The sequence below is a fragment of the Aureimonas ureilytica DSM 18598 = NBRC 106430 genome (assembly GCF_000382705.1).
In the GTDB taxonomy this organism is placed as follows: Bacteria; Pseudomonadota; Alphaproteobacteria; order Rhizobiales; family Rhizobiaceae; genus Aureimonas; species Aureimonas ureilytica.
The window spans coordinates 649,901-672,584 of record NZ_ARQE01000002.1; the positions used below are offsets into that span (position 1 = coordinate 649,901).

The 22,684-nt window shown below is 67.1% G+C and carries 24 protein-coding genes; 14 read left to right on the top strand and 10 right to left on the bottom strand.

From position 1 onward, the window contains the following. The first annotated feature begins 196 nt into the window (after positions 1-196). Entirely contained in the window at positions 197-1,243 is a 1,047-nt protein-coding gene (locus B146_RS0106915) for an SGNH/GDSL hydrolase family protein (RefSeq protein ID WP_019995693.1), read from the top strand. A gap of 16 nt (positions 1,244-1,259) precedes the next feature. On the opposite strand, the gene B146_RS0106920 is transcribed toward B146_RS0106915, so the two are convergent. Both B146_RS0106920 and B146_RS0106925 read right to left on the bottom strand, forming a co-directional pair. After that, entirely contained in the window at positions 1,260-2,441 is a 1,182-nt protein-coding gene (locus B146_RS0106920) for an acyltransferase family protein (protein WP_244498147.1), read from the bottom strand. Positions 2,442-2,446: 5 nt separating this feature from the next. After that, on the bottom strand, positions 2,447-3,472 hold the full coding sequence (locus tag B146_RS0106925) for an acyltransferase family protein (RefSeq protein WP_019995695.1): 1,026 nt from the start codon (positions 3,470-3,472) through the stop codon (positions 2,447-2,449). Between the two features lie 151 nt (positions 3,473-3,623). On the opposite strand from B146_RS0106925, the gene B146_RS0106930 reads away from it, so the two are divergent. Continuing rightward, positions 3,624-4,841: a glycosyltransferase family 4 protein gene (locus B146_RS0106930; protein ID WP_019995696.1), complete on the top strand. Its 1,218-nt coding sequence runs from the start codon at positions 3,624-3,626 to the stop codon at positions 4,839-4,841. 11 nt (positions 4,842-4,852) lie between these two features. Here the strand turns inward: B146_RS0106930 and rirA are convergent, their stop codons facing one another. Next, positions 4,853-5,326 carry an iron-responsive transcriptional regulator RirA gene (gene rirA, locus B146_RS0106935; RefSeq protein ID WP_026358401.1) on the bottom strand — a complete coding sequence of 158 codons (474 nt, stop codon included), beginning with the start codon at positions 5,324-5,326 and terminating at the stop codon, positions 4,853-4,855. Positions 5,327-5,614: 288 nt separating this feature from the next. Between rirA and B146_RS0106940 the strand changes: the two genes are divergently transcribed. The 6 genes from B146_RS0106940 (at position 5,615) to B146_RS0106965 (ending at position 11,382) form a co-directional block, all read left to right on the top strand. After that, positions 5,615-6,517, top strand: coding sequence for an ABC transporter permease subunit (locus B146_RS0106940; RefSeq protein WP_019995698.1), 903 nt, complete (start codon positions 5,615-5,617; stop codon positions 6,515-6,517). 4 nt (positions 6,518-6,521) lie between these two features. Beyond that, a complete protein-coding gene (livM, locus tag B146_RS0106945) occupies positions 6,522-7,988 on the top strand; it encodes a high-affinity branched-chain amino acid ABC transporter permease LivM (protein WP_019995699.1) in 1,467 nt (488 codons plus the stop codon). A 2-nt stretch (positions 7,989-7,990) separates the two neighbouring features. Then, complete coding sequence (locus B146_RS0106950; protein WP_019995700.1) at positions 7,991-8,998, top strand: ABC transporter ATP-binding protein; 1,008 nt, start codon at positions 7,991-7,993, stop codon at positions 8,996-8,998. Further along, complete coding sequence (locus B146_RS0106955; RefSeq protein ID WP_019995701.1) at positions 8,995-9,762, top strand: ABC transporter ATP-binding protein; 768 nt, start codon at positions 8,995-8,997, stop codon at positions 9,760-9,762. The genes B146_RS0106950 and B146_RS0106955 overlap by 4 nt, the downstream gene beginning before the upstream one ends. Beyond that, entirely contained in the window at positions 9,762-10,118 is a 357-nt protein-coding gene (locus tag B146_RS0106960; protein ID WP_019995702.1) for a DUF6867 family protein, read from the top strand. Before B146_RS0106955 ends, B146_RS0106960 begins: the two co-directional genes overlap by 1 nt. Before the next feature lie 154 nt (positions 10,119-10,272). Beyond that, positions 10,273-11,382: a branched-chain amino acid ABC transporter substrate-binding protein gene (locus tag B146_RS0106965; protein WP_026358403.1), complete on the top strand. Its 1,110-nt coding sequence runs from the start codon at positions 10,273-10,275 to the stop codon at positions 11,380-11,382. Between the two features lie 154 nt (positions 11,383-11,536). Here B146_RS0106965 and xylB read toward each other — a convergent pair whose 3' ends face one another. Then, positions 11,537-12,997: a xylulokinase gene (gene xylB / locus B146_RS0106970; protein WP_019995704.1), complete on the bottom strand. Its 1,461-nt coding sequence runs from the start codon at positions 12,995-12,997 to the stop codon at positions 11,537-11,539. A gap of 200 nt (positions 12,998-13,197) precedes the next feature. Between xylB and B146_RS0106975 the strand changes: the two genes are divergently transcribed. The 5 genes from B146_RS0106975 to B146_RS0106995 all read left to right on the top strand — a co-directional run bounded on the left by B146_RS0106975 (position 13,198) and on the right by B146_RS0106995 (position 16,633). Beyond that, entirely contained in the window at positions 13,198-14,055 is an 858-nt protein-coding gene (locus B146_RS0106975) for a D-amino-acid transaminase (protein ID WP_019995705.1), read from the top strand. Between the two features lie 66 nt (positions 14,056-14,121). Continuing rightward, positions 14,122-14,691, top strand: a complete 570-nt coding sequence (locus B146_RS0106980) for a biotin transporter BioY (protein WP_019995706.1) — start codon at positions 14,122-14,124, stop codon at positions 14,689-14,691. Positions 14,692-14,701: 10 nt separating this feature from the next. Next, on the top strand, positions 14,702-15,376 hold the full coding sequence (locus B146_RS0106985; protein ID WP_019995707.1) for an energy-coupling factor ABC transporter ATP-binding protein: 675 nt from the start codon (positions 14,702-14,704) through the stop codon (positions 15,374-15,376). After that, positions 15,373-15,963, top strand: coding sequence for an energy-coupling factor transporter transmembrane component T family protein (locus tag B146_RS0106990; RefSeq protein ID WP_019995708.1), 591 nt, complete (start codon positions 15,373-15,375; stop codon positions 15,961-15,963). The genes B146_RS0106985 and B146_RS0106990 overlap by 4 nt, the downstream gene beginning before the upstream one ends. A 64-nt stretch (positions 15,964-16,027) precedes the next feature. Then, positions 16,028-16,633 (top strand): LOG family protein, encoded by a 606-nt coding sequence (locus tag B146_RS0106995; protein WP_026358404.1) that lies wholly within the window; start codon positions 16,028-16,030, stop codon positions 16,631-16,633. A gap of 61 nt (positions 16,634-16,694) precedes the next feature. Here B146_RS0106995 and rarD read toward each other — a convergent pair whose 3' ends face one another. From rarD to cysS, 4 genes are all read right to left on the bottom strand, one after another. Further along, complete coding sequence (gene rarD, locus B146_RS0107000) at positions 16,695-17,615, bottom strand: EamA family transporter RarD (RefSeq protein ID WP_019995710.1); 921 nt, start codon at positions 17,613-17,615, stop codon at positions 16,695-16,697. A gap of 136 nt (positions 17,616-17,751) precedes the next feature. Next, complete coding sequence (locus B146_RS0107005; protein ID WP_019995711.1) at positions 17,752-18,213, bottom strand: GFA family protein; 462 nt, start codon at positions 18,211-18,213, stop codon at positions 17,752-17,754. 17 nt (positions 18,214-18,230) lie between these two features. Further along, a complete protein-coding gene (gene pip, locus B146_RS0107010) occupies positions 18,231-19,184 on the bottom strand; it encodes a prolyl aminopeptidase (protein WP_019995712.1) in 954 nt (317 codons plus the stop codon). After that, positions 19,184-20,623 carry a cysteine--tRNA ligase gene (gene cysS, locus B146_RS0107015; protein WP_026358405.1) on the bottom strand — a complete coding sequence of 480 codons (1,440 nt, stop codon included), beginning with the start codon at positions 20,621-20,623 and terminating at the stop codon, positions 19,184-19,186. The genes pip and cysS overlap by 1 nt, the downstream gene beginning before the upstream one ends. Before the next feature lie 293 nt (positions 20,624-20,916). On the opposite strand from cysS, the gene B146_RS0107020 reads away from it, so the two are divergent. Next, the gene (locus tag B146_RS0107020; protein ID WP_019995714.1) at positions 20,917-21,102 is read left to right on the top strand and encodes a hypothetical protein; all 186 of its coding nucleotides are present in this window, start codon (positions 20,917-20,919) and stop codon (positions 21,100-21,102) included. A gap of 75 nt (positions 21,103-21,177) precedes the next feature. On the opposite strand, the gene B146_RS0107025 is transcribed toward B146_RS0107020, so the two are convergent. Beyond that, a complete protein-coding gene (locus tag B146_RS0107025) occupies positions 21,178-21,363 on the bottom strand; it encodes a hypothetical protein (RefSeq protein ID WP_019995715.1) in 186 nt (61 codons plus the stop codon). A gap of 183 nt (positions 21,364-21,546) precedes the next feature. After that, positions 21,547-22,587, bottom strand: coding sequence for a M42 family metallopeptidase (locus B146_RS0107030; RefSeq protein WP_019995716.1), 1,041 nt, complete (start codon positions 22,585-22,587; stop codon positions 21,547-21,549). Between the last annotated feature and the right edge of the window lie 97 nt (positions 22,588-22,684).

Below are 22,684 nucleotides of genomic sequence, written 5' to 3' on the forward strand. Positions count from 1 at the left end.
CCGCCTTGTCACGGCAACGCTCGCCCCGAGTTTCCGGTGCCGTCGAACCGTGCACCGGGGTCTGGGTACGCCTGCGGTCGCCAAACGTGACGCAAGGGCAACAGGCGGCAAGTGCCGATCGCCTCACCCGCCGCCGACCAAGCCCCGGACAGGCCAAGCGCCTATGCTGGCGCGAGGACTTCGAGAACGGGAGCGCATGATGCGCCAATCGGCCAGGACGGCCTTCGCTCGTGTGGCCTGCGCGGCTCTGCTCGGGCTGTCGCCGATCGCGCCCGCGCGGGCCGACAGCGCGAAGGCGCCGGGGCGCTGGATCGGGCGCGTCGACGAGACGAGCCAGCGCTTCGGCTGGCCGGGCAGCGGCTTCGCCTTGCGCTTCGAAGGACGCCGGCTCACCGTGCGCCTCGGAAACCATGGCGAGAACAGTCTCGTCGCGACGATCGACGGCCTCCGCAAACGCATCGATCTGGCGCCCGGCGAAAAGACCTACACGCTGTTCGACGGGCCGGCCGGATCGCATGTGATCGAGCTGCGCAAGCGCACGGAAGGCGATGTCGGCCTCGTGCGCTTTCTCGGCGCGGAGACGGACGGGCGCTTCCTCGAGGCTCCCTCGCCCGAGCGGCGGATTCTCGTGATCGGCGATTCCATCTCGGCGGGCTACGGGATCGAAGGGGCCGGGCCGAACTGTCCCTTCTCGCCCGACACGCAGAACCAGACGCTGACCTATGCCGCGCAGGTGGCGGAGCGGTTCGGCGCGCAGAATGTCACGCTGGCGGCCTCCGGCCGGGGCTTGGTGCGCAACTACAGCGGCGCGCGGGAGGGCACGATGCGCGACCTCATGGACCGCGCCCTGCCGGGCGAGCCGACGCCCGCCGGCACGGCGCGCGGGCCGTTCGATCTCGTTCTCGTTCACCTCGGCACCAATGATTTCAGCGGCAGCGAGGAACCCTACGGGTTCGAGACCGCCTATGTCGCGCTTCTGGAAAAGCTGCGCGCGCGCTATCCGAGCGCCCCGATCTACGCGTTGATCGGTCCCATGCTCGGGCCGGATCGTCTGGACCTCGCCAAAGCCGGTATCGAGAACGCGCTGACGCGCCGGCAGAAGGCGGGCGACCGGGCGGTGCGCTTCCTCGCCTTTCCCGCGCCCTCCTCGTCCTATGGCTGCGACTGGCACCCGAGCGTCGCCGCCAACCGTCAGATGGCCGATCTCCTGGCCGCACGCCTGAAGAGCGATCTCGGCTGGTAGCCCCGCCGACCGTGCCTCAGATACGGCGCGCCTTTCCGATGCGCGCCTTCGCGGCGCGCTGCGTCTCGCGGCGCGCGAGCGAGCGCCCCCAGGCCTGACCGGGCTTTTCCACCAGACGCCAGGTGACGGCGGATAGGACCAGCGTTCCCCCAACGATCAGGCCGAGCGCGAGAAGCTCGCGTCCGAGACTGTCCGCCAGAAGGCGCGAGTCCGGCGCCGGCCCGACGAAGATGTCCCAGCCGAGGCGCCGCTCGAGGAGCGTGCCGACATTCGTCACGCGCGCGATGACGAAGGCGTGGGTCATGTAGATCGAATAGGACAGGAGGCCGAGGATCGCAGCCGGACGCGTCTTCAAAAGGCGGCTGAGCGCGCCGCCCTCATGGGCGAAGACGAAGATCGCGACCGCGAAGACGAATGGCGCGGCGACCGAGATCGGCGACGTGCCGAACAGGGCGACGAAGGCGATCACATAGGCGACCGTCCCGATCTCGACCAACGTCCATTGAGACGCGAGATCGGAGCGCACGTCGCAGCGCAGCGCGTTCCAGACCCGCAGCCGCAGGAGCGCGCCGAGCGAGAAGCCGGCCAGGCATCGCAGCCAGCCATAATCGACATGGGCTTCGATATGACCGAGCCGAACCAGAAGGAACAGAAGCCCGCCGAGGACGGCGATAGCGAGAATCGTGCCCATCCGGCGCGGCATCCAGAGGAGAAGCGCGGCGAACAGGACATAGGACACGAACTCGGCCGAGATGCTCCAGCTCGGATAGTTCCAGCCGAGATTCTGCACGAAACCCAGCGAATGGGTGAGCAGGACATTGTGGACGAAACTGTAGGGCGTCTCGGCATGTCCCACGACGCCGGTCGGCCCCTGCCGGATGCGGATGGCCTCGAACACGGCGAAGGCCGTGAGCATGACGAGATGCAGCGGATAGACCCGCCAGAAGCGCGCCTTGAGAAAGGCTCTCCAATTGCCCTCGGTCCAGAGCCGCTCGCCCCAGGCATGGGCGATCACGAAACCGGACAGGACGAAGAAGAAGTCCACGAACAGGAAACTGTGCCGCACGAAGCCCGACTGGCCGATCGGCCCGGCGATCGGCGCATGGAGAAACACGACCATCAGCGCGCAAAGGCCGCGCCAGCCGTCCAGCGCGTCGAAACGCGTCTCGCCCGCACTCCCGATTCGCCTCTGTGCCACGCCATCTACCATGTGTTCACCGAAGGTTTGGGCCGCCTTGGAAGCCGGGTGGACAGGCCGAGAAGCGGCTTTTCCAATGTCATGTAACAAGCGATGCCGGAAAGGGCCGCGACGGCGCTCGCCGCCGCCACGAAGGGCAGACCGCCGCCGAGCGCAAGCGACAGGCCGGCCGCGTCCCACGCCTTGGCCACGGCGGGCAGGACGATGGCCTGCGTGAGGTAGAGCGAATAGGACGCATCCCCCAACAGGAGGAGAAGCGGCTGCGGCGCGCGCGCGGCCGGGCGCAAGCCCAGCGCTGCGCCGCCGACGATCAGGGCCGCCGGCAGGCCGGCCTTCACGATGCGTGGCAGATCCAGAGGCTCGAGCCAGACCAGCGCGGCAAAGCCGGCGAGCGTCACGATCATCCCGATCCCGCCGTCTATCCGCCGCCCGGCGCGGTAAGCCATGCCGATCAGAAGCCCCAAGCCGAATTCGAGGATGATCGAATTGGCGTAGAAGGCGGGGATCGGCGCGCCCATCGCACCGAGGGCCACGAGGGCGACGAGCACGAGGAGGACGATCCAGGGGCGGTGCGCGCGGGGCGCCAGAAGCGCGCCGGCCATGACGAGATAGAAGGCCATCTCGTAGTTCAGCGTCCAGCCGGGAATGAGCACGGGGAAGAGCTCGCCGAGCTTGGGATGGGCCATCGGCACGAAGAACAGCGAGGCCAGGAGATGGACCGGATCGAAGACGGTGGAGGCCAGGAGATCGGGCCGCACCAGCGCGAGACCCGCGATGAAGAGCGTCAGCGCCCAGTAGAGCGGCACGATGCGCAGGATGCGCCGTATCATGAAATCAGCCGGCCTCGGCTCGGACTTCTCGGCCGCCACGAAGATGATGAAGCCGCTGACCACGAAGAAGATGTCGACGCCCAGCGCCCCGACCTTGAACGGGTTGGCGATGCCGCTCTGGCGCTCGATGAGTTCGAAGGCGTGGAACACCGCGACCATCAGGGCGGCGATCCCGCGCAGATACTGGATCTGAATGATCATGGACGTCGCGGCCTCGGCTTGGATGCGGACGCTACCGGAGGATCGTTAACGGCCGCTCAAGCAAAAGGGTCTAATGCCGTCATTCCCGCTCACGGTTTGGAGACCGGACCGGCTTAGTCGACCTCGCACGCGGCCGGAGGGCTCGTTCCGCATGATCGAGAACCGGACGATCCTCTTTCTCCATCAGAACTTTCCCGGCCAGTTCCGGCATCTCTGCGCCGCCTTGGCCCGGCGCAACCGGGTCCTGTTCCTCAGCCGCAGATCGCCGAACCGGCTGCCCGGCGTCCAACTCCTCGAAGACGCGCCGCATCGCGAGCCCGACCCGCGCATCCATCCCTATCTCGCGGGCCCCGAGCGCGCCGTGCTCCAAGGCCAGGCGACGGCGCGGCGTCTTCTGGCGCTGCGGGCCGAAGGCGTCCGGCCCGATCTCGTGATCGGCCATACGGGCTGGGGCGAGACGCTCTTCGTCAAGGACGTCTTTCCCGACGTGCCGCTTCTCAGCTATTTCGAATTCTTCTACAGCGCGACGGGCGCCGATGTCGGCTTCGACCCGGAATTCCCGGCGGACCCGGACGCCGCCTTCCGCCTCCGCATCCGAAACCAGGGCCTCCTTTCGTGTCTGGAGGCGACCGATCGCGGGCTTTCGCCGACCCATTGGCAGAAGTCGCGCCTGCCCCTCGCCTTCCAGCCGAAGATCGGCGTGATCCACGACGGGGTGGACACCGACATCGCGCACCCCTCGCCGGCCCCGAGCGTGACGCTGCCGGATGGAACGCGCCTCGATTCAGGCGTGCCGGTCGTCACCTATGTGGCGCGAAACCTCGAGCCCTATCGCGGCTTCCACATCTTCATACGTGCCGCACGGCGCATCCTCGCCGATCATCCGCAAGCGCGGGTCGTCGTGGTCGGCGGAGACGAGGTGAGCTACGGCGCGCGGCTGCCGGAGGGCGAGACCTATCGTGAACGCGCGCTCAGCGAAGCGCCGATCGATCTCTCGCGCGTCCATTTCACGGGGCGACTGCCCTACGCCACCTATCTGAACCTGCTGCAGGTCTCGCGGGCGCATGTCTATCTGACCTACCCGTTCGTCCTGTCCTGGTCGGTTCTCGAAGCCATGGCGACGGGCTGCCTCGTCATTGCCTCCGACACCGCTCCGGTGCGGGAGGTGATCGAGGACGGTGCGAACGGCTGTCTCGTGGATTTCTTCGACGTGGACGGCATTGCCGAGCGCGTCGCGGAGGCGCTGCGCGCGCCGGAGCGCTTCCGGCACCTCGGAGAGGCCGCGCGGCAGACGATCCTGGATCGCTACGACCTCAAGCGCGTCTGCCTGCCCCGGCAGCTCACGCTTCTGGCCGAGATGATCGGGTAGACGCCGACGATTCAGTTGAGGGCGGCGGCCAGCGCGGGGGCGGGCGTCGGCACCGTCAGGCCGAGCCGGTTTCGGATCGCGCCGCTGGAATTCACGAGCGCCTCGATCGTGTAACCGCCAAGCGTCGACAGGAAGGCGTTCAGCGCCTCGCGCAGCGCGGCGTTGAGGGCGCAGCTGTCGATGAGGGGGCAGTCCACCGCGCCGGTCTCGAAGCATTCGGCCATGGCGAAGCTTTCTTCCGTCACCTCGACCACCGCTTGCAGCGTGATCGCTCCGGCGGGCTGGGCCAGGCGAATGCCGCCGTTGCGGCCGCGCACGGTCTGCACGAAACCGGCTTCCACCAGCGGCTGGAGGATCTTGAACAGGAAGAGTTCCGAGACGTTGTAGGCCGCCGCGATCTCGCCCACCCGGCTCAGACGGTCCGTGTTGGCGGCGCAGTACATCAGAATGCGAATGGCGTAGTTCGTCTGGCGGGTCAGGCGCATGGCGCACTCCTCGAGGCGCGCCGCTTCGGTCGGCAAGCGCTGTCTTCCCGTAGATCATTAGAATAATTCCAAGTTCAAGGGAAGACGGTGCGCCGTAACCCCTTCGCGACGGCCTTTTTGTCACGGAAGCGTCGCACACCGGCATTTTCCACGACTGGCGCGAGGACCGGCCATTGGCGAAGCATTCAACGATTGGTAAGGAATCGGGAATGCCTCCAAGAGAGGCGCGCAAATCGTTTGTGCAGCGCAGGGCAATCCGGCGGGTTTGGCACGAGACAAAGGCGTTTCATGGATTATTTCCTCCAACAGCTCATCAACGGAGTGACGCTCGGCTCCATCTATGGGCTGATCGCCATCGGCTACACGATGGTCTACGGCATTATCGGCATGATCAACTTCGCCCATGGCGAGGTCTTCATGATCGGCTCGTTCATCGCGCTCACGGTCTTCCTGATCCTGACCGCGATCGGCCTCAGCTCCCTGCCCCTGATCCTTCTCCTCATGGTCGTCGTGGCCATGATCTTCACTGCGCTCTGGGGCTGGTCCATCGAGCGCATCGCCTATCGTCCCTTGCGCGGCTCGTTCCGCCTCGCGCCGCTGATCACGGCGATCGGCATGTCGATCTTCCTGCAGAACTTCGTGCAGCTCGCCCAAGGGGCGCGCGTCAAGCCGCTGCCGCCGCAGGTGCAGGGTTCGATCGCGGTCATGGACGGCGTCCAGATCTCCTACATGCAGATCGTCATCATCCTGACGACGATCGTTCTGATGGCGGGCTTCACGATCCTCATCACGCGCACCCCGCTCGGCCGACAGCAGCGCGCCTGCGAGCAGGACGCCAAGATGGCCTCGCTCCTCGGCGTGAACGTCGACCGCACGATCTCGCTGACCTTCGTGATGGGCGCCTCGCTCGCCGCCGTCGCCGGCACGATGTACCTTCTCTATTACGGCGTGATCGACTTCTACATCGGCTTCCTGGCCGGCGTGAAAGCCTTCACCGCAGCGGTTCTGGGCGGTATCGGCTCCCTGCCGGGCGCCATGCTCGGGGGTCTGGCGATCGGCCTCATCGAAACCTTCTGGTCGGGCTATTTCTCGGTGGAATACAAGGACGTCGCCGCCTTCTCGATCCTGGCGATCACGCTGATCTTCCTGCCCTCCGGCCTTCTCGGCCGCCCGGAAGTCGAGAAGGTCTGAAGATATGGCCACGACGCCCAACGTCCCCTCCTCGTCGCCCGTCGGCGCCGAGCGCGAGTTCGAGAACCAGCGCGACGCCGTTTCCGGCGAGCCGCCCTTCACGCCCGAGCCGGCCTTCCGCCTGTCCTTCGGACAAGCCTTCCGCGAGGCGGCCATCACGGCCGCGATCGTCGGTCTTCTCACCCTCTTCTTCGTGGCCGTGCGCAGCGACATCGCGCCGGGCGGCCTCGTCCTCTACACCCGCTGGGACCTGTGGCTGACGCTCGTCGCCATCGCCTTCGCGGTGCGTCTCGTGCTCAGCCTCGCGCTTTTTCAGCGCCGCGCCGCAGGCGTGGCGGGCAAGGCGTCCAAGACCACCAAGAGCGTCAAGGCCAAGAGCGGCCTGACGCTCGGCAAGGTGCTCAGCGCCGTCTTCCTCGTGGTCGCGCTGGTCCTGCCCTTCCTGATCCAGACCGTCCTTCCGTCCAGCTCGCGCTACCTGATCGACCTTTCAATCCTGATCCTGACCTATGTCATGCTCGGCTGGGGTCTCAACATCGTGGTGGGTCTCGCCGGTCTTCTCGACCTCGGCTATGTCGCCTTCTACGCGGTCGGCGCCTATTCCTTCGCGCTGCTCGCGATCAATTTCGATTTGGGCTTCTGGGTCTGCCTACCCATGGCCGGCCTCTTCGCCGCGATGTGGGGCATCGTGCTTGGCTTCCCGGTGCTGCGCCTGCGCGGCGACTATCTCGCCATCGTGACGCTCGCCTTCGGTGAGATCATCCGCGTCGTTCTCCTGAACTGGGGCGAGTTCACGGGCGGCCCGAACGGCCTTCTCGGCATTCCCCGCCCGACCCTGTTCGGCCTCGACTTCGGGCGCGGCGAAGGGTCCTTCTCCGATTATTTCGGCATTCCCTACGACAGCATCCACCGCTTCATCTTCCTCTACTACATCATCCTGGCGCTGGCGCTCCTGACCAATTTCGTGACGCTGCGGCTTCGCAAGATGCCGGTCGGCCGCGCCTGGGAAGCGCTGCGCGAGGACGAGATCGCCTGCCGCGCGCTCGGCATCAACACGACCAACGTGAAGCTCACGGCCTTCGCCACGGGCGCCATGTTCGGCGGCTTTGCCGGCTCGTTCTTCGCGACGCGCCAGGGCTTCATCTCGCCCGAAAGCTTCACCTTCCTGGAATCGGCGATCATTCTCGCCATCGTGGTTCTCGGCGGTCTCGGCTCGCAGCTCGGCGTCGTCTTCGCCTCGCTGGTGATGATCGGCGGCATCGAGCTGATGCGAAACCTGACCTTCATCCAGGACATTCTGGGCAACGACTTCGATCCCGGCCGCTACCGCATGGTGCTCTTCGGCGTCGCCATGGTGGCGATCATGGTCTGGAAGCCGCGAGGCCTCGTGTCGTCCCGACAACCCTCGGCGGTCTACAAGGAACGCAAGAGCATCGGCGCCGACATGGTGGCCCAGGGCGAGGGACATTGACCATGACGAACGCACAGCAGACCCCCGCCCCTCTCGGCGCGGAGCCGCGCCGCTGGCTCGACGATCCGGTTCTGACCGTCGAGCATCTGACCATGCGCTTCGGCGGCCTCGTCGCCATCAACGATCTGTCCTTCTCGGTCGGGCGCGGCGACATCACCGCGCTGATCGGCCCGAACGGGGCCGGCAAGACCACCGTGTTCAACTGCGTCACCGGCTTCTACAAGCCGACCGAAGGGCGCATCTCGCTTCGCCGCGGGCGCGGCATCACGGACGAGGCGCTGGCCGAGCTGACCCGCTCGGGCGCCCAGAGCCTCAAGACCGACAAGGGCGAGGTCTTCCTTCTGGAGCGCATGAGCGATTTCCGCATCACGCGCACGGCCGGCGTCGCCCGCACCTTCCAGAACATCCGCCTGTTCGGCGGCATGACGGTCTACGAGAACCTTCTCGTGGCCCAGCACAACGCCCTGATGCGCGCCTCCGGCTTCACCATCGCCGGCCTGTTCGGCCTGCCGGGCTACCGGCGCGCCCGCGAGGCGGCGCAGGATCTGGCGGTCGACTGGCTGAAGCGCACCGCCCTCCTTCACCGGGCGGACGATCCGGCGGCCGACCTCTCCTATGGCGACCAGCGTCGTCTGGAGATCGCCCGCGCCATGTGCACCGGCCCTTCGGTCCTCTGCCTCGACGAGCCGGCGGCGGGTCTCAACCCGCGTGAATCGGCCGAGCTGAACGAACTCCTGCGCCAGATCCGCTCGCAGTTCGATACCTCGATTCTGCTGATCGAGCACGACATGGGCGTCGTCATGGAAATCTCGGACCACATCGTGGTTCTCGACTACGGCAAGAAGATTTCGGACGGCACCGCCCCCGAGGTCCGCAACGATCCGAAGGTCATCGCCGCCTATCTCGGCGTCGACGACGAGGAAGTGGAAGAGGTGGAGGAGAAGCTGGACAAGGGCGATGTCGACGGCGCCGTCGCGAGCGCGCATGTGAGCGGGGGGACGCAGGGATGAGCACCGTCATGACGCAGGCTCCGGCCACCGCCGAGGCGACCCGCACGCCGCTCCTTTCCATTCGCGGCGTCGAGACCTTCTACGGCAAGATCCAGGCGCTGAAGGGCGTCGATCTCGACGTCCACGAAGGCGAGATCGTCACGCTGATCGGCGCCAACGGCGCCGGCAAGTCGACCCTGATGATGACGATCTGCGGCAATCCGCGCGCCCGCGCCGGGCAGATCGTCTATGCCGGCGAAGACATCGCGCAGCTTCCCACCCACTCGATCATGTCGCGCCGCATCGCCCAGTCGCCGGAAGGCCGGCGCATCTTCGGGCGGATGACGGTTCTGGAAAACCTCCAGATGGGCACGACGCTGGTGGGTCTCGAGCATTTCGACCAGGACCTGCGCCGGGTCTTCGAGATGTTCCCGCGCCTCAAGGAGCGCGCCTCGCAGCGCGCCGGCACCCTGTCGGGCGGCGAGCAGCAGATGCTGGCCATCGCCCGCGCCCTGATGGGCCGCCCCCGCCTTCTGCTTCTGGACGAGCCCTCGCTGGGCCTCGCTCCCATCGTGGTGAAGCAGATTTTCGAGGTGATCCGCGAACTCAACCGAACGGAAGGCCTCACCGTCTTCCTCGTGGAGCAGAACGCCTTCCACGCCCTGCGCCTCGCCCATCGCGGCTATGTCATGGTCAACGGGCGCATCACCATGAAGGGCACGGGGCGCGAGCTTCTCGCCCGCGAGGAAGTGCGCAGCGCCTATCTGGAAGGAGGCCATCACTGATGACACCCGAAATGGCTCTCCTCTGGGAAGTCTCGCTGGTCGAGTTCCTGATCGTGACCGTGGTGATCGGCGGGGGCCTCGCCTTCGCGATCGGCCGCTCCACCGCCCGGAGCTGGAGCGGCTGGGGCGTCCTGGTCTTCGACGTCCTGCTTCTGACGGTCGCGATCCGGTTCCTGCATTTCAGCCTGTTCCACGGCACGTTCTTCCTGCCCCCGGCCACGGTCGGCACGGCGCTGCATTATGCGCTGGTGGACTTCGTGGTGCTGGTCGCCTTCGCGGCCGCCGGGCGGCTGACGATGCGCTCGGCGCAGATGGCCCGGCAATATCGCTTTCTGTCGGCCGGAAACGGGAGCTGAGCTTCGACTTTATTTTTCGCGTAAAAACGCGCCGAATCAGCGTTTTGCCTATTTTCGGCGCGCTCAAGCTGGTCTTTAATCTCTCGACCGCAACGGCTTGAAACCGCTCATCAAGAGTGGGCGAAGCGGCGATAGATCAATGGGGAAGTTCGACATGAAAAAAGCGTTCTTGGCCGGTGTGGCCCTCAACGTCCTCCTTTCGGGTGCCGCCTTCGCCGACATCACGATCGGCGTCGCCGGCCCGATGACGGGCCAGAACGCGGCCTTCGGCGAGCAGCTGCGCATCGGCGCCGAGCAGGCCGTGGCCGACATCAACAAGGCGGGCGGCGTCAACGGCGAGCAGCTGAAGCTTTCGGTCGGCGACGACGCCTGCGATCCGAAGCAGGCCGTGGCGGTGGCGAACCAGTTCGCCTCGCAGAGCGTGCCCTTCGTGGCCGGCCATTTCTGCTCGGGCTCCTCGATCCCGGCCAGCCAGGTCTATGCCGAGGAAGGCATCGTCCAGATCTCGCCGGCCTCCACCAACCCGGACTTCACCGACAAGCGCGCCGGCGAAGGCATCTACCGCGTCTGCGGCCGTGACGACCAGCAGGGCGAAGTCGCCGGCAAATACATCGCCGACAACTACAAGGACGGCGCCGTCGCCGTGCTCGACGACAAGTCGGCCTATGGCAAGGGTCTGGCCGATCAGACCAAGAAGTTCATGGAAGCGGCCGGCAAGAAGGCCGCCATCTCCGAATCCTACACGGTCGGCGAAAAGGACTTCTCCTCGCTCATCACCAAGATGAAGCAGGCCGACGTCAAGCTGATCTATATCGGCGGCTACCAGACCGAGGCCGGGCTCATCGCCCGCCAGGCCAAGGAGCAGGGCCTCGACGCGAAGGTCATGTCGGGCGACGCGATCGTGACCGACGAATATTGGGCGATCACCGGCCCGGCCGGCGAAGGCACGCTCATGACCTTCTCGCCCGATCCGCGCCGCAACCCTCAGGCGGCCCCCATCGTCGCCGAGCTGGAGAAGCAGGGCAAGACGGCCGAGGGCTACGTCCTCTACACCTACGCCGCGATCCAGGCCTGGGCGGAAGCCGCCAAGAAGGCCGGCTCGACCGACTTCGAGAAGGTCACCGCCGCCCTCAACAGCGACTCGCTGCCGACCGTCATCGGCGACCTGAAGTTCGACGCCAAGGGCGACGTCACCCTTCCGGGCTACGTCATCTACGAGTGGAAGAACGGCAAGTACGACTACCTGACCGCCGAAGCCAAGTAAGGCGCAAGGCCGGACAAGGCGCCGCTCCGGCGGCGCCGACACCCATGAAAGAAGCCCGGTCGCGCGAGCGGCCGGGCTTCTTCGTGTCTCGGCGGGGTCAGAGCCCCCCAGCGCGGATAGCGAGGGGGCTCTGAACCCGCCTCGCCCTCTGCGATCAATGCCGGCGCGCGGCTTCCTTCAGCGCGGGATAGATCGACTGGTAGCGGTGATGCGCGGCGGCGAAGGCCTCCACCAGCGCCGTGTCCGGCTCGAACCGCGCGGAGATCGGCGGGTCCACCATGACGCTTGCCGGGTCCGCCCCGGTCGCCGCGCAGAGGCCGAGCCGCGCCGCGCCGAAGGCCGCGCCGAAATCGCCCGCCGCCGGCAGCGCGATCGGCGTTTCCAGAACGCTCGCCATCATCTTCAGCCAAAGCTCGGAGCGCGAGCCGGCGCCGACGGCGATCAGTTGGCGCACCCAGGACGCGTCCGGCGCGGCGTCCAGGCAGTCGCGGATCGAGAAGGCGACGCCTTCCATGACGGCGCGGGTCATGTCCTCGCGTGTCGTGTCGGCCTCGAGCCCGATAAAGGCGCCGCGCACGGCCGAATCATTGTGCGGCGTGCGCTCGCCGGAGAGATAGGGAAGGAACAGGAGGCGGCCCGGCGCCTTGAGGTCGGAGCCGAGCGCGCCGGTCAGCTCGCCCGGCTTCTCTTTGAGCACCTGCGACAGCCATTCGATCGAGCCGGCGGCCGAGAGCGTGACGCCCATCTGGTGCCACAGGCCCGGAATGGCGTGGCAGAACGTGTGGAGCGCCGTGTCGGGCACCGGATCGTAGCCGGCGCTCGCGGTGAACAGGACGCCCGACGTGCCGAGCGACAGGAAGCCCGTGCCCGGCCGGGTCACGCCGACGCCGCAGGCCGAGGCCGCGTTGTCGCCGCCGCCGCCCGCCACGACGATGCCCGACCCCATGCCCCAGCGGGCGGCGAGTTCGGAGCGCAGCGTGCCGCTGACCTCGGTGCCTTCCACGAGGCGCGGCATCTGCTCGACCGTGAGTTCGGTGCGCTCCAGCATCTCGCTCGACCAGTCGCGTCCGCCCGTATCCAGCCAGGACGTGCCGGCCGCGTCCGACATCTCCGACACGGCCTCGCCCGTCAGCCAGAGGCGGAGATAGTCCTTGGGCAGGAGAACGCGGCGAACCTTGGCGAAGATCGCCGGCTCGTGCCGGGCGACCCAGAGAAGCTTGGGCGCCGTGAAGCCGGGGAAGACGATATTGCCGGTGATGGCGCGCGACTCCTCGTCGTCCAGCTCGTCGGCCTCGGCATGGGAGCGCGTGTCGTTCCAGAGGATGCAGGGGCGCAGGACCTCGTCGGCTTCGCCGATCAGCGTCGCGCCGTGCATGTGGCCGGACAGGCCGATGCCCGAGACGCCGGCGAGCAGCGAGGGATCGCGTGCGTTGAGTTCGTCGATGACGCGTTCGCAGGCGGCGATCCAGGAGGCCGGGTCCTGCTCCGACCAGCCGAAATGCGGACGCTCCACCGTCAAAGGCGCGGTGGCGCTGGCCAGCGGCTTCTGGTTCTCGTCGATCACCAGCGCCTTCAGCGACGAGGTGCCGAGATCGAGCCCGAGATAATGACCCATGCGAACGCGAAGCCTCCAAAGGCCCGCGCTTTCCAGGCGGGCGGATTGCCGATCGGGCAGGAAGACGCTTCGAGGCCGCCTCGCGCGGCGCGGCGCCTCCCCTCGCCCCTGTCTTTCCATAAGGACTTTTCTTTCGCGACGCGACTCTTCGCGCTACAGCAATCTCCAGCCGGTTGGCCGATCTGAAGGGAAGAACGCCCATGAGCCGCATCGTCTATGTGAATGGCGCCTATGTGCCGGAAGCCGAAGCCAAGCTCTCGGTCTTCGATCGCGGGCTCCTGTTCGCCGATGCCGTCTACGAGGTGACGGCGGTGATCGAGGGCAAGCTTCTCGACTTCCCCGGCCATATGGCGCGCCTGCGCCGCTCGCTCGCCGAACTGAAACTCGCCTCGCCCGCCAGCGACGAGGAGATTCTCGCGATCCATCGCGAGCTCCTCCGGCGCAACGCCCTCACCTTCGGCCATGTCTATCTGATGGTGACGCGCGGGGCGGCCGACCGCGACTTCGTCTGGCCGAAGGGCGACACGCCGCCGAGCTTCGTCCTGTTCACCCAAGGTCGCGACGCGGTGGAAACGCGCGAAGCGCAGGAAGGCCTGCGCGTCGTCAGCGTGCCGGATCTGCGCTGGGGCCGGCGCGACATCAAGACCGTCCAGCTTCTCTATCCCTCGCTCGCCAAGATGGAGGCCAAGCGTCAGGGCAAGGACGATGCCTGGATGGTGGAGGAAGGGTTCGTCACCGAAGGCACGTCCAACAACGCCTATATCGTGACCGACGAGGGCCGGATCGTCACCCGCGCCCTGTCCCACGCGATCCTGCACGGCATCACGCGCGCCGCCATCCTGCGTGGCGCGGCGGAAGCCGATCTGGCGGTAGAAGAGCGCCCCTTCACGATCGCGGAGGCGCAAGGCGCCCGCGAAGCCTTCATCACCTCGGCCGGCGCCTTCGTGACGCCGGTGGTGGAGATCGACGGCGTTCCGGTCGGCGACGGGCGGCCCGGCCCGATCGCGCGCCGGCTGCGCGGCCTTTACCTGGAAGAGGCGCTGCGCACGGGGCTTTGAGGTCTCCGGCGACGCTGCTAATGACGAAACGTTGATTTCCACGCAACCGACACCGGGACCTCCTCGATGAGCACTCGCGATATCGTCCTGATCGCCCTGTTCGCGGCCCTGATGGCCGTTCTGGGCGCCTTTCCGCCGCTCATGCTGCCGATCATCGCGATTCCCATCACGGCGCAGTCCATGGGTCCGATGCTGATGGGCGGCATTCTCGGCGCGCGTCGCGGCGCGCTCTCCATGCTGCTCTTTCTCGTTCTGGTGGCCATGGGCCTGCCGCTCCTGTCGGGTGGGCGCGGGGGTCTGGCCCCCTTCGTCGGTCCGTGGTCCGGCTTCATCTATGGCTGGGTCCTCGCCGCCTTCGCGATCGGATGGCTGGTGGAGCGGCGCTGGGATCGGCTGGGTCCCGTGTCCGCCTTCGGGATCTGCGTCCTCGGCGGCATCGGCATCATCTATGCGGTGGGCGTTCCCTGGTTCGCGGCGTTCTCGGGCCTCGGCCTCGGCAAGGCTTTCGCCACGTCCGCCATCGCCTTCATCCCCGGCGACCTCGTGAAGGCAGGCCTTGCGACCGCCGCGATCCTCATCGTCAAGCGCGCCTATCCGCTCATCGAGGCGAACGCCCTGCGCAGCGCGCGGCTCTGAGAGAGGCGTCGTGATCGCGTTCGAGGCGGTGTCGCTCGAACGGGGCGGCCGCCTCGTTCTCGATCGGCTCGACCTGCAGCTGACGGAGCGCCGGATCGGCGTGATCGGGGCCAACGGCTCGGGCAAGTCGAGCTTCGTCCGTCTGCTGAACGGGCTGCTTCTGCCCACGAGCGGCACGGTCCATGTCTTCGGAATGGACACGAAAAGCGCGGCGCGCGCGGTGCGCCGCCGCGTCGGCTTCGTGTTCCAGAACCCCGACAACCAGATCGTCTATCCAAGCGTCGGCGAGGATCTCGCCTTCGGCCTGAAGCCGCTCAAACTGCCCAAGCCCGAAATCGCCGCGCGGGTCGGCCGGGCGCTGGCGGAAGCCGGCCTTTCCGGCTTCGAGGAGCGGCTGGCGCATGAGCTTTCGGGTGGCGAGCGGCAGATGGTGGCGATCGCGGGCGTCGCCATCCTGCGCCCCGATCTCCTGGTTCTGGACGAGCCGACGACGCTTCTCGACCGGCGCAACAAGCGCCGCGTGATGGAGGCGGTTCATGCCATGTCCTGCGCCGTCGCCATGGTGACGCACGATCTCGACCTTCTGGACAGCTTCGACCGGGTTCTCGTGTTCGAGAACGGGCGGCTCGTGGACGATGCCCCGCCGGCCCGCGCCATCCAGACCTATCTGACGCTCACGGCATGATCGGCGGCCTTTATCGACCAGGCGACAGCCTCCTGCACCGGATCCCGGCCGGCGCGAAGCTCGCGCTTCTGGCGCTCGGAGGATCGCTTGCGATCTTCGTCAGCCACCCTCTCGCCCTCCTCGGGCTTCTTCTCCTCGCGATCGGCCTGTTTCCCCTCGCCTCCTTCTCGCTCGGCACGGCGCTCCGTCAGTTGCGCCCGGCCGCGATCGTTCTTGCCCTCCTGTTTCTGGCGCAGCTCTGGATCACCGGGCTCGACGCTGCCCTCGTGGTGACGCTGCGGCTGGCGGCGCTTCTCCTTGCCGCCGCGCTGGTGACGCTGACGACGCGCGTCTCCGACATGACCGAGACGCTGGAGCGCGGCCTCAGGGTGCTGCGCCCCCTCGGCGTCGATCCCGAACGGGTGAGTCTCGCGATCGCGCTCGCGATCCGCTTTCTGCCGGCGCTCGGAGCGGTGCTGGAACAGGTGCGCGAGGCGCAGCGCGCACGTGGGCTCGATCGCTCGATGATCGCGCTTCTCGTGCCGCTTCTGGTGCGCACGCTGAAGATGGCGGACGAGGTGGCCGAGGCGATCGACGCGCGAAGCTGACGCGACGCAGCATTCCCGGCGAATGCGCCTTGACCCGGACGGCGCGCCGGCCGACTTTCAGCCCATGACGACGATTCGATCTCTCTGCGTGTACTGCGGCTCCGCTTCGGGCCGTGATCCTTCCTACGTGCAAGCCGCCCAGGCGCTCGGCGCCGCCATGGCGCATCGCGGCATCCGCCTGATCTATGGTGGCGGCACGCGCGGCATCATGGGCGCCGTGTCCGACGCGGTGATCGCCGCCGGCGGTCAGGTGACCGGCATCATCCCGCGCTTCCTGATCGACATGGAAGCCACCGAAAGCGAGCTGAAGCGGCTCGACGAACTGGTGATCACCGAGGACATGCACGAGCGCAAGCACATGATGTTCGAGCGCTCGGACGCCTTCATCGCGCTTCCGGGCGGCATCGGCACGCTGGAAGAGCTGGTCGAGATCATGACCTGGAGCCAGCTCGGCCGCCATCGCAAGCCGATCGGCATCGCCAATATCGACGGGTTCTGGGACCCGTTCTCCAGCCTTCTGGACCATATGCGCGAAGCGGGCTTCATCCACACCGCCCATCAGGTGCGCCCGATCATCCGCGACCGGATCGAGGACCTTCTGCCCGCCATCGAAGCCGCGGCCGTGCCGGCCGAGCGCGATGGCGTGGAAGCCGTGATCGAACGGCTCTGAGCCGCGCGACGCTGACGGATGCAACGAGGGCGGCCCTGGAGCCGCCCTTTTCATGGCCGGATCATTCCGCCGGACAGGATCGCGCGGCGACCGCCGGCTTCGGGCGCCGGGCCGCCAGCATCGACCATGTGTAGATGGCAAGCGCCACCCAGATGAAGCCGAAGGCGACGCCCTGCCAGACGCCGAAGGGCTCGCCGAACACAAACACCGCCGTCAGCGCGATGAAGGTCGGCGCGAGATATTGCAGAAGGCCGATCGTGGTGAAGCGCAGAAGCCGCGCCGCCGCCGCATAGAGGATCAGCGGGATCGCCGTCACCGCGCCGGCGCCGATGAGGAGCAGCGTTTCCGCTCCGTCGCTGGCGAAATGGCTCTGTCCGGTTCCGGCCACCCATCCGGCCAGGAGCAGCGCCGGCACGAAGAGAATGGCGATCTCCAGGAAGAACCCTTCCGCCGCGCTGACGGAGACTGTCTTTCGGATCAGGCCGTAGAAGCCGAACGAGGTCGCCAGAACGAGCGACACCCAGGGCAGTCCGCCGGCCTTCACCGTCAGGATCAGAACGCCGAAGGCGGCGAGCGCGATGGCGAGCGCCTGCGGCCGGTTCGGCCGCTCGCCGAGGAAGACGGCCGCCAGAAGCACGTTGATAAGCGGGTTGATGTAGTAGCCGAGCGCCGCCTCGACGCCGTGACCCGAGATGATGGCGATGACATAGGTGCCCCAGTTCACCGAGATCAGCGCCGCCGTCAGCGTCATCATCCCGAGAATGCGCGGCGTCAGAATCCGCCCGATCCCGCGAAGCTGGCCGCTTTGGGCCAGAACCAGAAGCGCGAAGGGCATGGCCCAGAGAATGCGATGCGCGACGATCTCCAGCGGGGGGACGTGCGACAGGGCCTTCATGTAGATGGGAAGCACGAGGCCCCAGATCAGAAAGGCCGAAACCCCGTAGACATAGCCGCGCGAGGTTTCTGCGGGCAGATCCGACATGGCGTCACTCTCGAAGATTGGGTCCGGTCCTCCCCGGTTTACCAGCCTCGCTTACGAACGACACCCGATTTCCCCTTATGGATGCATCAATCCCGTGAATGGGTCGCTGGGCGGAAAGCCGGCGCTCGGCGCTCGATCAGTCGTGGTCCGGATGCTGGAAGGAGCGGATGTCGCCGAGATAGGGGTTGTCCGCTTCGTCCTCCTCCGTCCTGCGAACCGGCAGCGTCGCCAGCCGATCGACATAGGGCAGCTTGGTCTCGCATCCGAACTGGATGTCGGGCGCGATCGCCGTCGGATCGTCGAAAGCGCCGATGCTGAGCGCCGGGCCGTCCGGCGCCTCGTAGGTCAGCGGCGTGCCGCAGGCCGAGCAGAAGCCCCGCTGCACCAGATTGGAGGATGGGAAGCGATCCGGCTCGCGCGTCGTCCAGCGCAGCGTCGCGGGATCGACCGAGACGAGCGGCGCGAAGAACGAGCCGAACGCCTTCTGGCACATCCGGCAATGGCAGATCGAGGCGCGGCCGAGCGCTCCCTCGATGCGGAAGCGCACGGCGCCACATTGGCAGCCGCCGGTGTGAACGGGTCGATTGTCGAGGGTCATGGGCGCCTCGCGCAGGTTCAGACGTCCGCGTAACGATCGGTCGCGGCCAGGAGGCGGTCAAGCGTGCCGGGCTCGGAAAATGCGTGGCCGGCCTCTTCCACGATCTGGAGTTCCGAACCCGGCCAGGCACGGTGAAGGTCCCAGGCCGTGACCGGCGGCGTCACCACGTCGTAGCGTCCCTGCACGATGATGCCGGGAATGCCGGCGAGCCGGCCGGCTTCGCGGATGAGCTGCCCTTCCTCCAGCCAGAGCTCGTGGATGAAGAAATGGTTCTCGATCCGCGCGAAGGCTATGGCCGCGTCGCTCGCCCCGAAGGCGCCGACCCCGTCGCGCAGCGTGCGCATGGAGACGGTGCGCGCTTCCCAGTCCGTCCAGCTCCGGGCCGCCTGCGCGCGCACGGCGCGGTCGGGATGGTCCAGCCTTGCATGGTAGGAAGCGATCGGATCGGCGCGCTCGGCCTCCGAGAGGGGTGCCATGAAATGCTCCCATTCGTCGGGAAAGAGCCGGCTCGCGCCGTCCTTGTAGTACCAGTCGATCTCGGCGCGCCGGCCGGTGAAGATGCCGCGCAGCACCATCTCGCTCACGCGCTCCGGCCGCGTTTCGGCATAGGCGAGCGCCAGGGTCGAGCCCCAGGAGCCGCCGAACAGCATGAAGCGGCCGAGCCCGAAATGATCGGCGACGCGGTCGATATCGGCCACGAGATCGTGGGTCGTGTTGGCCTCGAGCAGGCCGAGCGGGGTGGAGCGGCCGCAGGCGCGCTGGTCGAACAGGGTAACGCAGTAACGGGCCGGATCGAACAGGCGACGATGCGCCGGGCTGCAACCGCTGCCCGGCCCGCCATGCAGGAAGATCACCGGCTTGCCGGCCGGGTTGCCGCATTGCTCGACATGGAGCGTGTGCCCCCCGCCGACATCCAGCCGCTCCGTGCGGAACGGCTGGATCGGCGGGTAGAGCACGCCGGGCGTGCGCATCAACGCTTCAGTTCCCAGCTCGTCACGCGCTCGCCGGTCTCGGGGTCCTTGCCGTCCTTCAGGAGGATGCCCTCATCGGCGAGTTCCGCGCGGATGCGGTCGGCCTCTGCAAAATCCTTCGCCTTCAGGCATTCGAGGCGCTCGGAGATCCGCCGCGCCACGTCCTCGCTGACGCCGCTCTCGCGCACCGGGTCGATGCCGACGAGAGCGAGACTCGCCAGCGCTTCCGCCGCCCGCCCCTCGTCGAAGAGCTGGTGCACGCGCGCGATCGCCACCGAGCCGGCGAGATCGTCGCACAGGGCGGCAAGGAAGGCCTCGTCCGGCGCATCGGCCGCCCGCGCGTCGGCCTGGCGCGCCAGTCGCTCCCACTTGTCGAGTTCGCGCACCGCCTCGTCCAGCCGGGCCGCCGTGAAATCGATCGGCTCGCGGTAATGCGTCTTCAGCATGAGAAGCCGCACCGCCTCGCCCGGCCAGCGCCGGCCGCCGACCTTGTCGGTTTCCAGAATGTCGGCGATCGTGACAAAATTGCCCTCGCTCTTCGACATCTTGCGGCCGTCCACCTGGACGAAGCCGTTGTGCATCCAGACCTCGGCCATCTTCTGCGTGCCATGGGCGCAGCAGCTCTGGGCGATCTCGTTCTCGTGATGCGGGAAGATCAGATCAAGCCCGCCGCCGTGAATGTCGAAGGTGCGCCCGAGATAGGCCTCGCTCATGACGGAGCATTCGATATGCCAGCCAGGCCGCCCCCGGCCCCAGGGGCTGTCCCAGCCGGGCTCATCCGTGGAGGAAAGCTTCCACAGGACGAAATCGGCCGGGTTGCGTTTGTGCGCTTCCACGGCGACGCGCGCGCCGGCCTGCTGGTCCTCGAGCTTTCGATGCGAGAGCGCCCCGTAGTTCGGCATGGAGCCGACGTCGAACAGCACTTCGCCAGCGGCCACATAGGCATGTCCGCGCGCGATCAGCGTCTCGATCATCGAAACCATGTCCGGCAGACCGTCGGCGCGCGGCGTAACGAAGCCTGTGGCGCGCGGCTCGAAGGTCGGCGGCAGGGTGCCGAGCGCGGCGACATCCTTGTGGAACTGCGCGGCGGTGCCTTCCGTCACGCGGGCGATCGCCTCGTTCAGCGAAAGCTCGGGATGGTCGCGCAGAGCGCGCGCGTTGATCTTGTCGTCCACGTCCGTGATGTTGCGGGCATAGACCACCCGGTCCGCGCCGTAGAGATGGCGCAGGAGGCGGAACAGGACGTCGAAGACGATCACCGGGCGGGCGTTGCCGATATGGGCGAAGTCGTAGACGGTCGGGCCGCAGACATACATGCGCACGCGCCGATCCGCTTCGGGAACGGCATGGCAGGTCTCGCGCCAATCCAGCGGCAGGAACCGCTCCTTGCGCCGCGTCAGGGTGTTGGTGAGGAAGAGACCCCGAAAACCGTCGTCCAAAACCTGCGTCTCCATCTGCGCCCGAATGGGCCGAGGCCGTTTTGCTACCGAAAAAAGCCGCCGCGCACAAACGCCGCGGAGCCGTGCCGGCCGTCTTCGCAGCGCCATCCGGCGGGAAGAACAAATCGGCAACGCGCAAGATCCTTCGCGGCGCAGCATGTCACCATCACGCAACATTCCCGTCATGCAACGATTTGTTAAGTATAGATTCAGCGATTTTTCAGACACTTGCCCCTAAACTGTCGCAATCGAGCCGCCTAATCCACCCATCGCATCAGCAGTGAGCCCCTTCGATGACCGCCGCCAATATCGTCTTCAAATCCCGCAGTGAGCGCGAGCGGGAACGCGAAAACGATCTCATGAAGAATTACCGCGAAATCGGGATCGCAGCGATCGCCGCCGCCGCACACGAGTCCTGCCGTCAGGCCAAGGATTCCGACCGGCAGCTCAAGACCGCGCCCCTCAAGCGGTCGGCCTGATCGGACATCTCCAAGTGAAAAAGGGCGCGTCGGACGAAAGTCCGGCGCGCCCTTTTTTGTGCGTTCGACACGCGGTCAGTTGACGAGCAGCGCGTAAAGCCCTTCGAAGATCGTGACGCCCGCCAGCGGCGCAACGAAGAGCAGAAGCAGATTCACAGCCAGAAGCCACAGGAGCACGCGCTCCTGGCGCGGGTTCAAGCGCGGGGGCGGCGGTGGCAGGCCGTCCGGCGGGTCCCAGTCGTTCTTGGTGTCGAGATACATGCGCGCCCTCCCCGGCCGACGGGGATGCGGGGCGGGTCGACCGATCGAGCGCGGCGCAGCCTTCGGACCCCTCGTCACGAGACCAGCTAGACCGGCGGCGCGCCCGCGCAAGACGTGGCAAAAGGTCTCCACCCGTCTCCGAGCGGTCGGGGAAGAGCCGTAGCCCTTCCCCCTTTGTCGGTCTCAGTGCGCGGCGATGAAGGCCGCGAGAATGTCGCGCGCGGCGAGCGCGTCGCTCCGGTCGATCATCTCCCCGACCGTGTGGATGTAGCGGGTGCCGACCACGATGCCGATCGCCCGCGCGCCGCTCGCCGCCTGTTGCAGCGAGGCGCTGTCCATGCCGCCGCCACCCAGGATCGTGCGCTGGAGCGGGATGGAATGCGCGGCCGCCAGCGCGTCGAACTCGTCCGCGAGCGCCATGTCGGCGATGAAGGAACCGTCCTTCAGGTGGAGACCCGCGCCCTTGCCGAGCTCGGTGGTGCGATCCTTTTCCGGCACGCCCGGCGTGTCGCAGGCGAGCGTCGTGTCGACGCCGATGCCGATATGCGGGCGCTTGGCATAGGCGACGGTCTTGGCGCCGCGAAGGCCGACCTCCTCCTGCGCGGTGAAGGCGACCGTCAGTTCGCAGCGATGCGAGGCCTTGTCCTCCACGAGCTTGCGCACCGCTTCGAGCCCGAGCCAGCAGGCGATGCGATTGTCGATCGCCTTGGAGACGATGCGCTCGGTGCCGAGTTCCAGGAAGGGCTCGTCCATGACCACGAAGTCGCCGATGCGCACCTTGGACTTGGTCTCAGCGCCGAGACCGAGATCGACGAAGAAGTCCGTCGGCTCGGGCACCTTCTTGCGGTCTTCCGGCGCCGAAATGTGGATCGGCTTGCCCTCGGCCATCATCACGCCCTTGTAGTCCCCGTTCGGGGTGCAGACGAGGACGCGGCGCGAGAAGAGATTGCGCGGGTCGAAGCCGCCGACGGGCGAGACGTTGATGAAGCCCTTGTCGGAAACATGGCTGACGAGAAAGCCGATCTCGTCCATATGGCAGGCGAGCATGATGCGCTCGGGGTTCTCGCCCTGCCCCTTCCGGGTGCAGACGAGATTGCCCATCACGTCCGTCTCGATCGTGTCGAACAGATCCTTCGCTTCCGCCGCGATCAGATCGCGCACGCGATGCTCGTGGCCGGGCACGCCGGGCGTTTCGCACAGGCGCTTGAGAAGGTCGATATTCATGCGAGCGGCCTTTCTGGAAGTCTCGGCGGCGAAGGCGGGAGGAGCCTTTGAGGCCGGAAACGGGAACGAGAGGAAAAGGCCTCCGGCGGATCGGGGC

Excerpts from the sequence above, each read along its gene's own strand:
- pip (WP_019995712.1), bottom strand. The coding sequence starts at position 19,184 with ATGCGCACGCCCGGCGTGCTCTACCCGCCGATCCAGCCGTTCCGCACG.
- rirA (WP_026358401.1), bottom strand. The coding sequence starts at position 5,326 with ATGCGCCTGACCCGCCAGACGAACTACGCCATTCGCATTCTGATGTAC.
- B146_RS0107025 (WP_019995715.1), bottom strand. The coding sequence starts at position 21,363 with ATGTATCTCGACACCAAGAACGACTGGGACCCGCCGGACGGCCTGCCA.
- B146_RS0106915 (WP_019995693.1), top strand. The coding sequence starts at position 197 with ATGATGCGCCAATCGGCCAGGACGGCCTTCGCTCGTGTGGCCTGCGCG.
- B146_RS0107030 (WP_019995716.1), bottom strand. The coding sequence starts at position 22,587 with ATGAATATCGACCTTCTCAAGCGCCTGTGCGAAACGCCCGGCGTGCCC.
- B146_RS0106975 (WP_019995705.1), top strand. The coding sequence starts at position 13,198 with ATGAGCCGCATCGTCTATGTGAATGGCGCCTATGTGCCGGAAGCCGAA.
- B146_RS0106940 (WP_019995698.1), top strand. The coding sequence starts at position 5,615 with ATGGATTATTTCCTCCAACAGCTCATCAACGGAGTGACGCTCGGCTCC.
- B146_RS0106930 (WP_019995696.1), top strand. The coding sequence starts at position 3,624 with ATGATCGAGAACCGGACGATCCTCTTTCTCCATCAGAACTTTCCCGGC.
- rarD (WP_019995710.1), bottom strand. The coding sequence starts at position 17,615 with ATGTCGGATCTGCCCGCAGAAACCTCGCGCGGCTATGTCTACGGGGTT.
- B146_RS0107020 (WP_019995714.1), top strand. The coding sequence starts at position 20,917 with ATGACCGCCGCCAATATCGTCTTCAAATCCCGCAGTGAGCGCGAGCGG.
- B146_RS0106965 (WP_026358403.1), top strand. The coding sequence starts at position 10,273 with ATGAAAAAAGCGTTCTTGGCCGGTGTGGCCCTCAACGTCCTCCTTTCG.
- B146_RS0106995 (WP_026358404.1), top strand. The coding sequence starts at position 16,028 with ATGACGACGATTCGATCTCTCTGCGTGTACTGCGGCTCCGCTTCGGGC.
- B146_RS0106950 (WP_019995700.1), top strand. The coding sequence starts at position 7,991 with ATGACGAACGCACAGCAGACCCCCGCCCCTCTCGGCGCGGAGCCGCGC.
- B146_RS0106960 (WP_019995702.1), top strand. The coding sequence starts at position 9,762 with ATGACACCCGAAATGGCTCTCCTCTGGGAAGTCTCGCTGGTCGAGTTC.
- xylB (WP_019995704.1), bottom strand. The coding sequence starts at position 12,997 with ATGGGTCATTATCTCGGGCTCGATCTCGGCACCTCGTCGCTGAAGGCG.
- livM (WP_019995699.1), top strand. The coding sequence starts at position 6,522 with ATGGCCACGACGCCCAACGTCCCCTCCTCGTCGCCCGTCGGCGCCGAG.
- B146_RS0106990 (WP_019995708.1), top strand. The coding sequence starts at position 15,373 with ATGATCGGCGGCCTTTATCGACCAGGCGACAGCCTCCTGCACCGGATC.
- B146_RS0107005 (WP_019995711.1), bottom strand. The coding sequence starts at position 18,213 with ATGACCCTCGACAATCGACCCGTTCACACCGGCGGCTGCCAATGTGGC.
- B146_RS0106980 (WP_019995706.1), top strand. The coding sequence starts at position 14,122 with ATGAGCACTCGCGATATCGTCCTGATCGCCCTGTTCGCGGCCCTGATG.
- B146_RS0106925 (WP_019995695.1), bottom strand. The coding sequence starts at position 3,472 with ATGATCATTCAGATCCAGTATCTGCGCGGGATCGCCGCCCTGATGGTC.
- B146_RS0106955 (WP_019995701.1), top strand. The coding sequence starts at position 8,995 with ATGAGCACCGTCATGACGCAGGCTCCGGCCACCGCCGAGGCGACCCGC.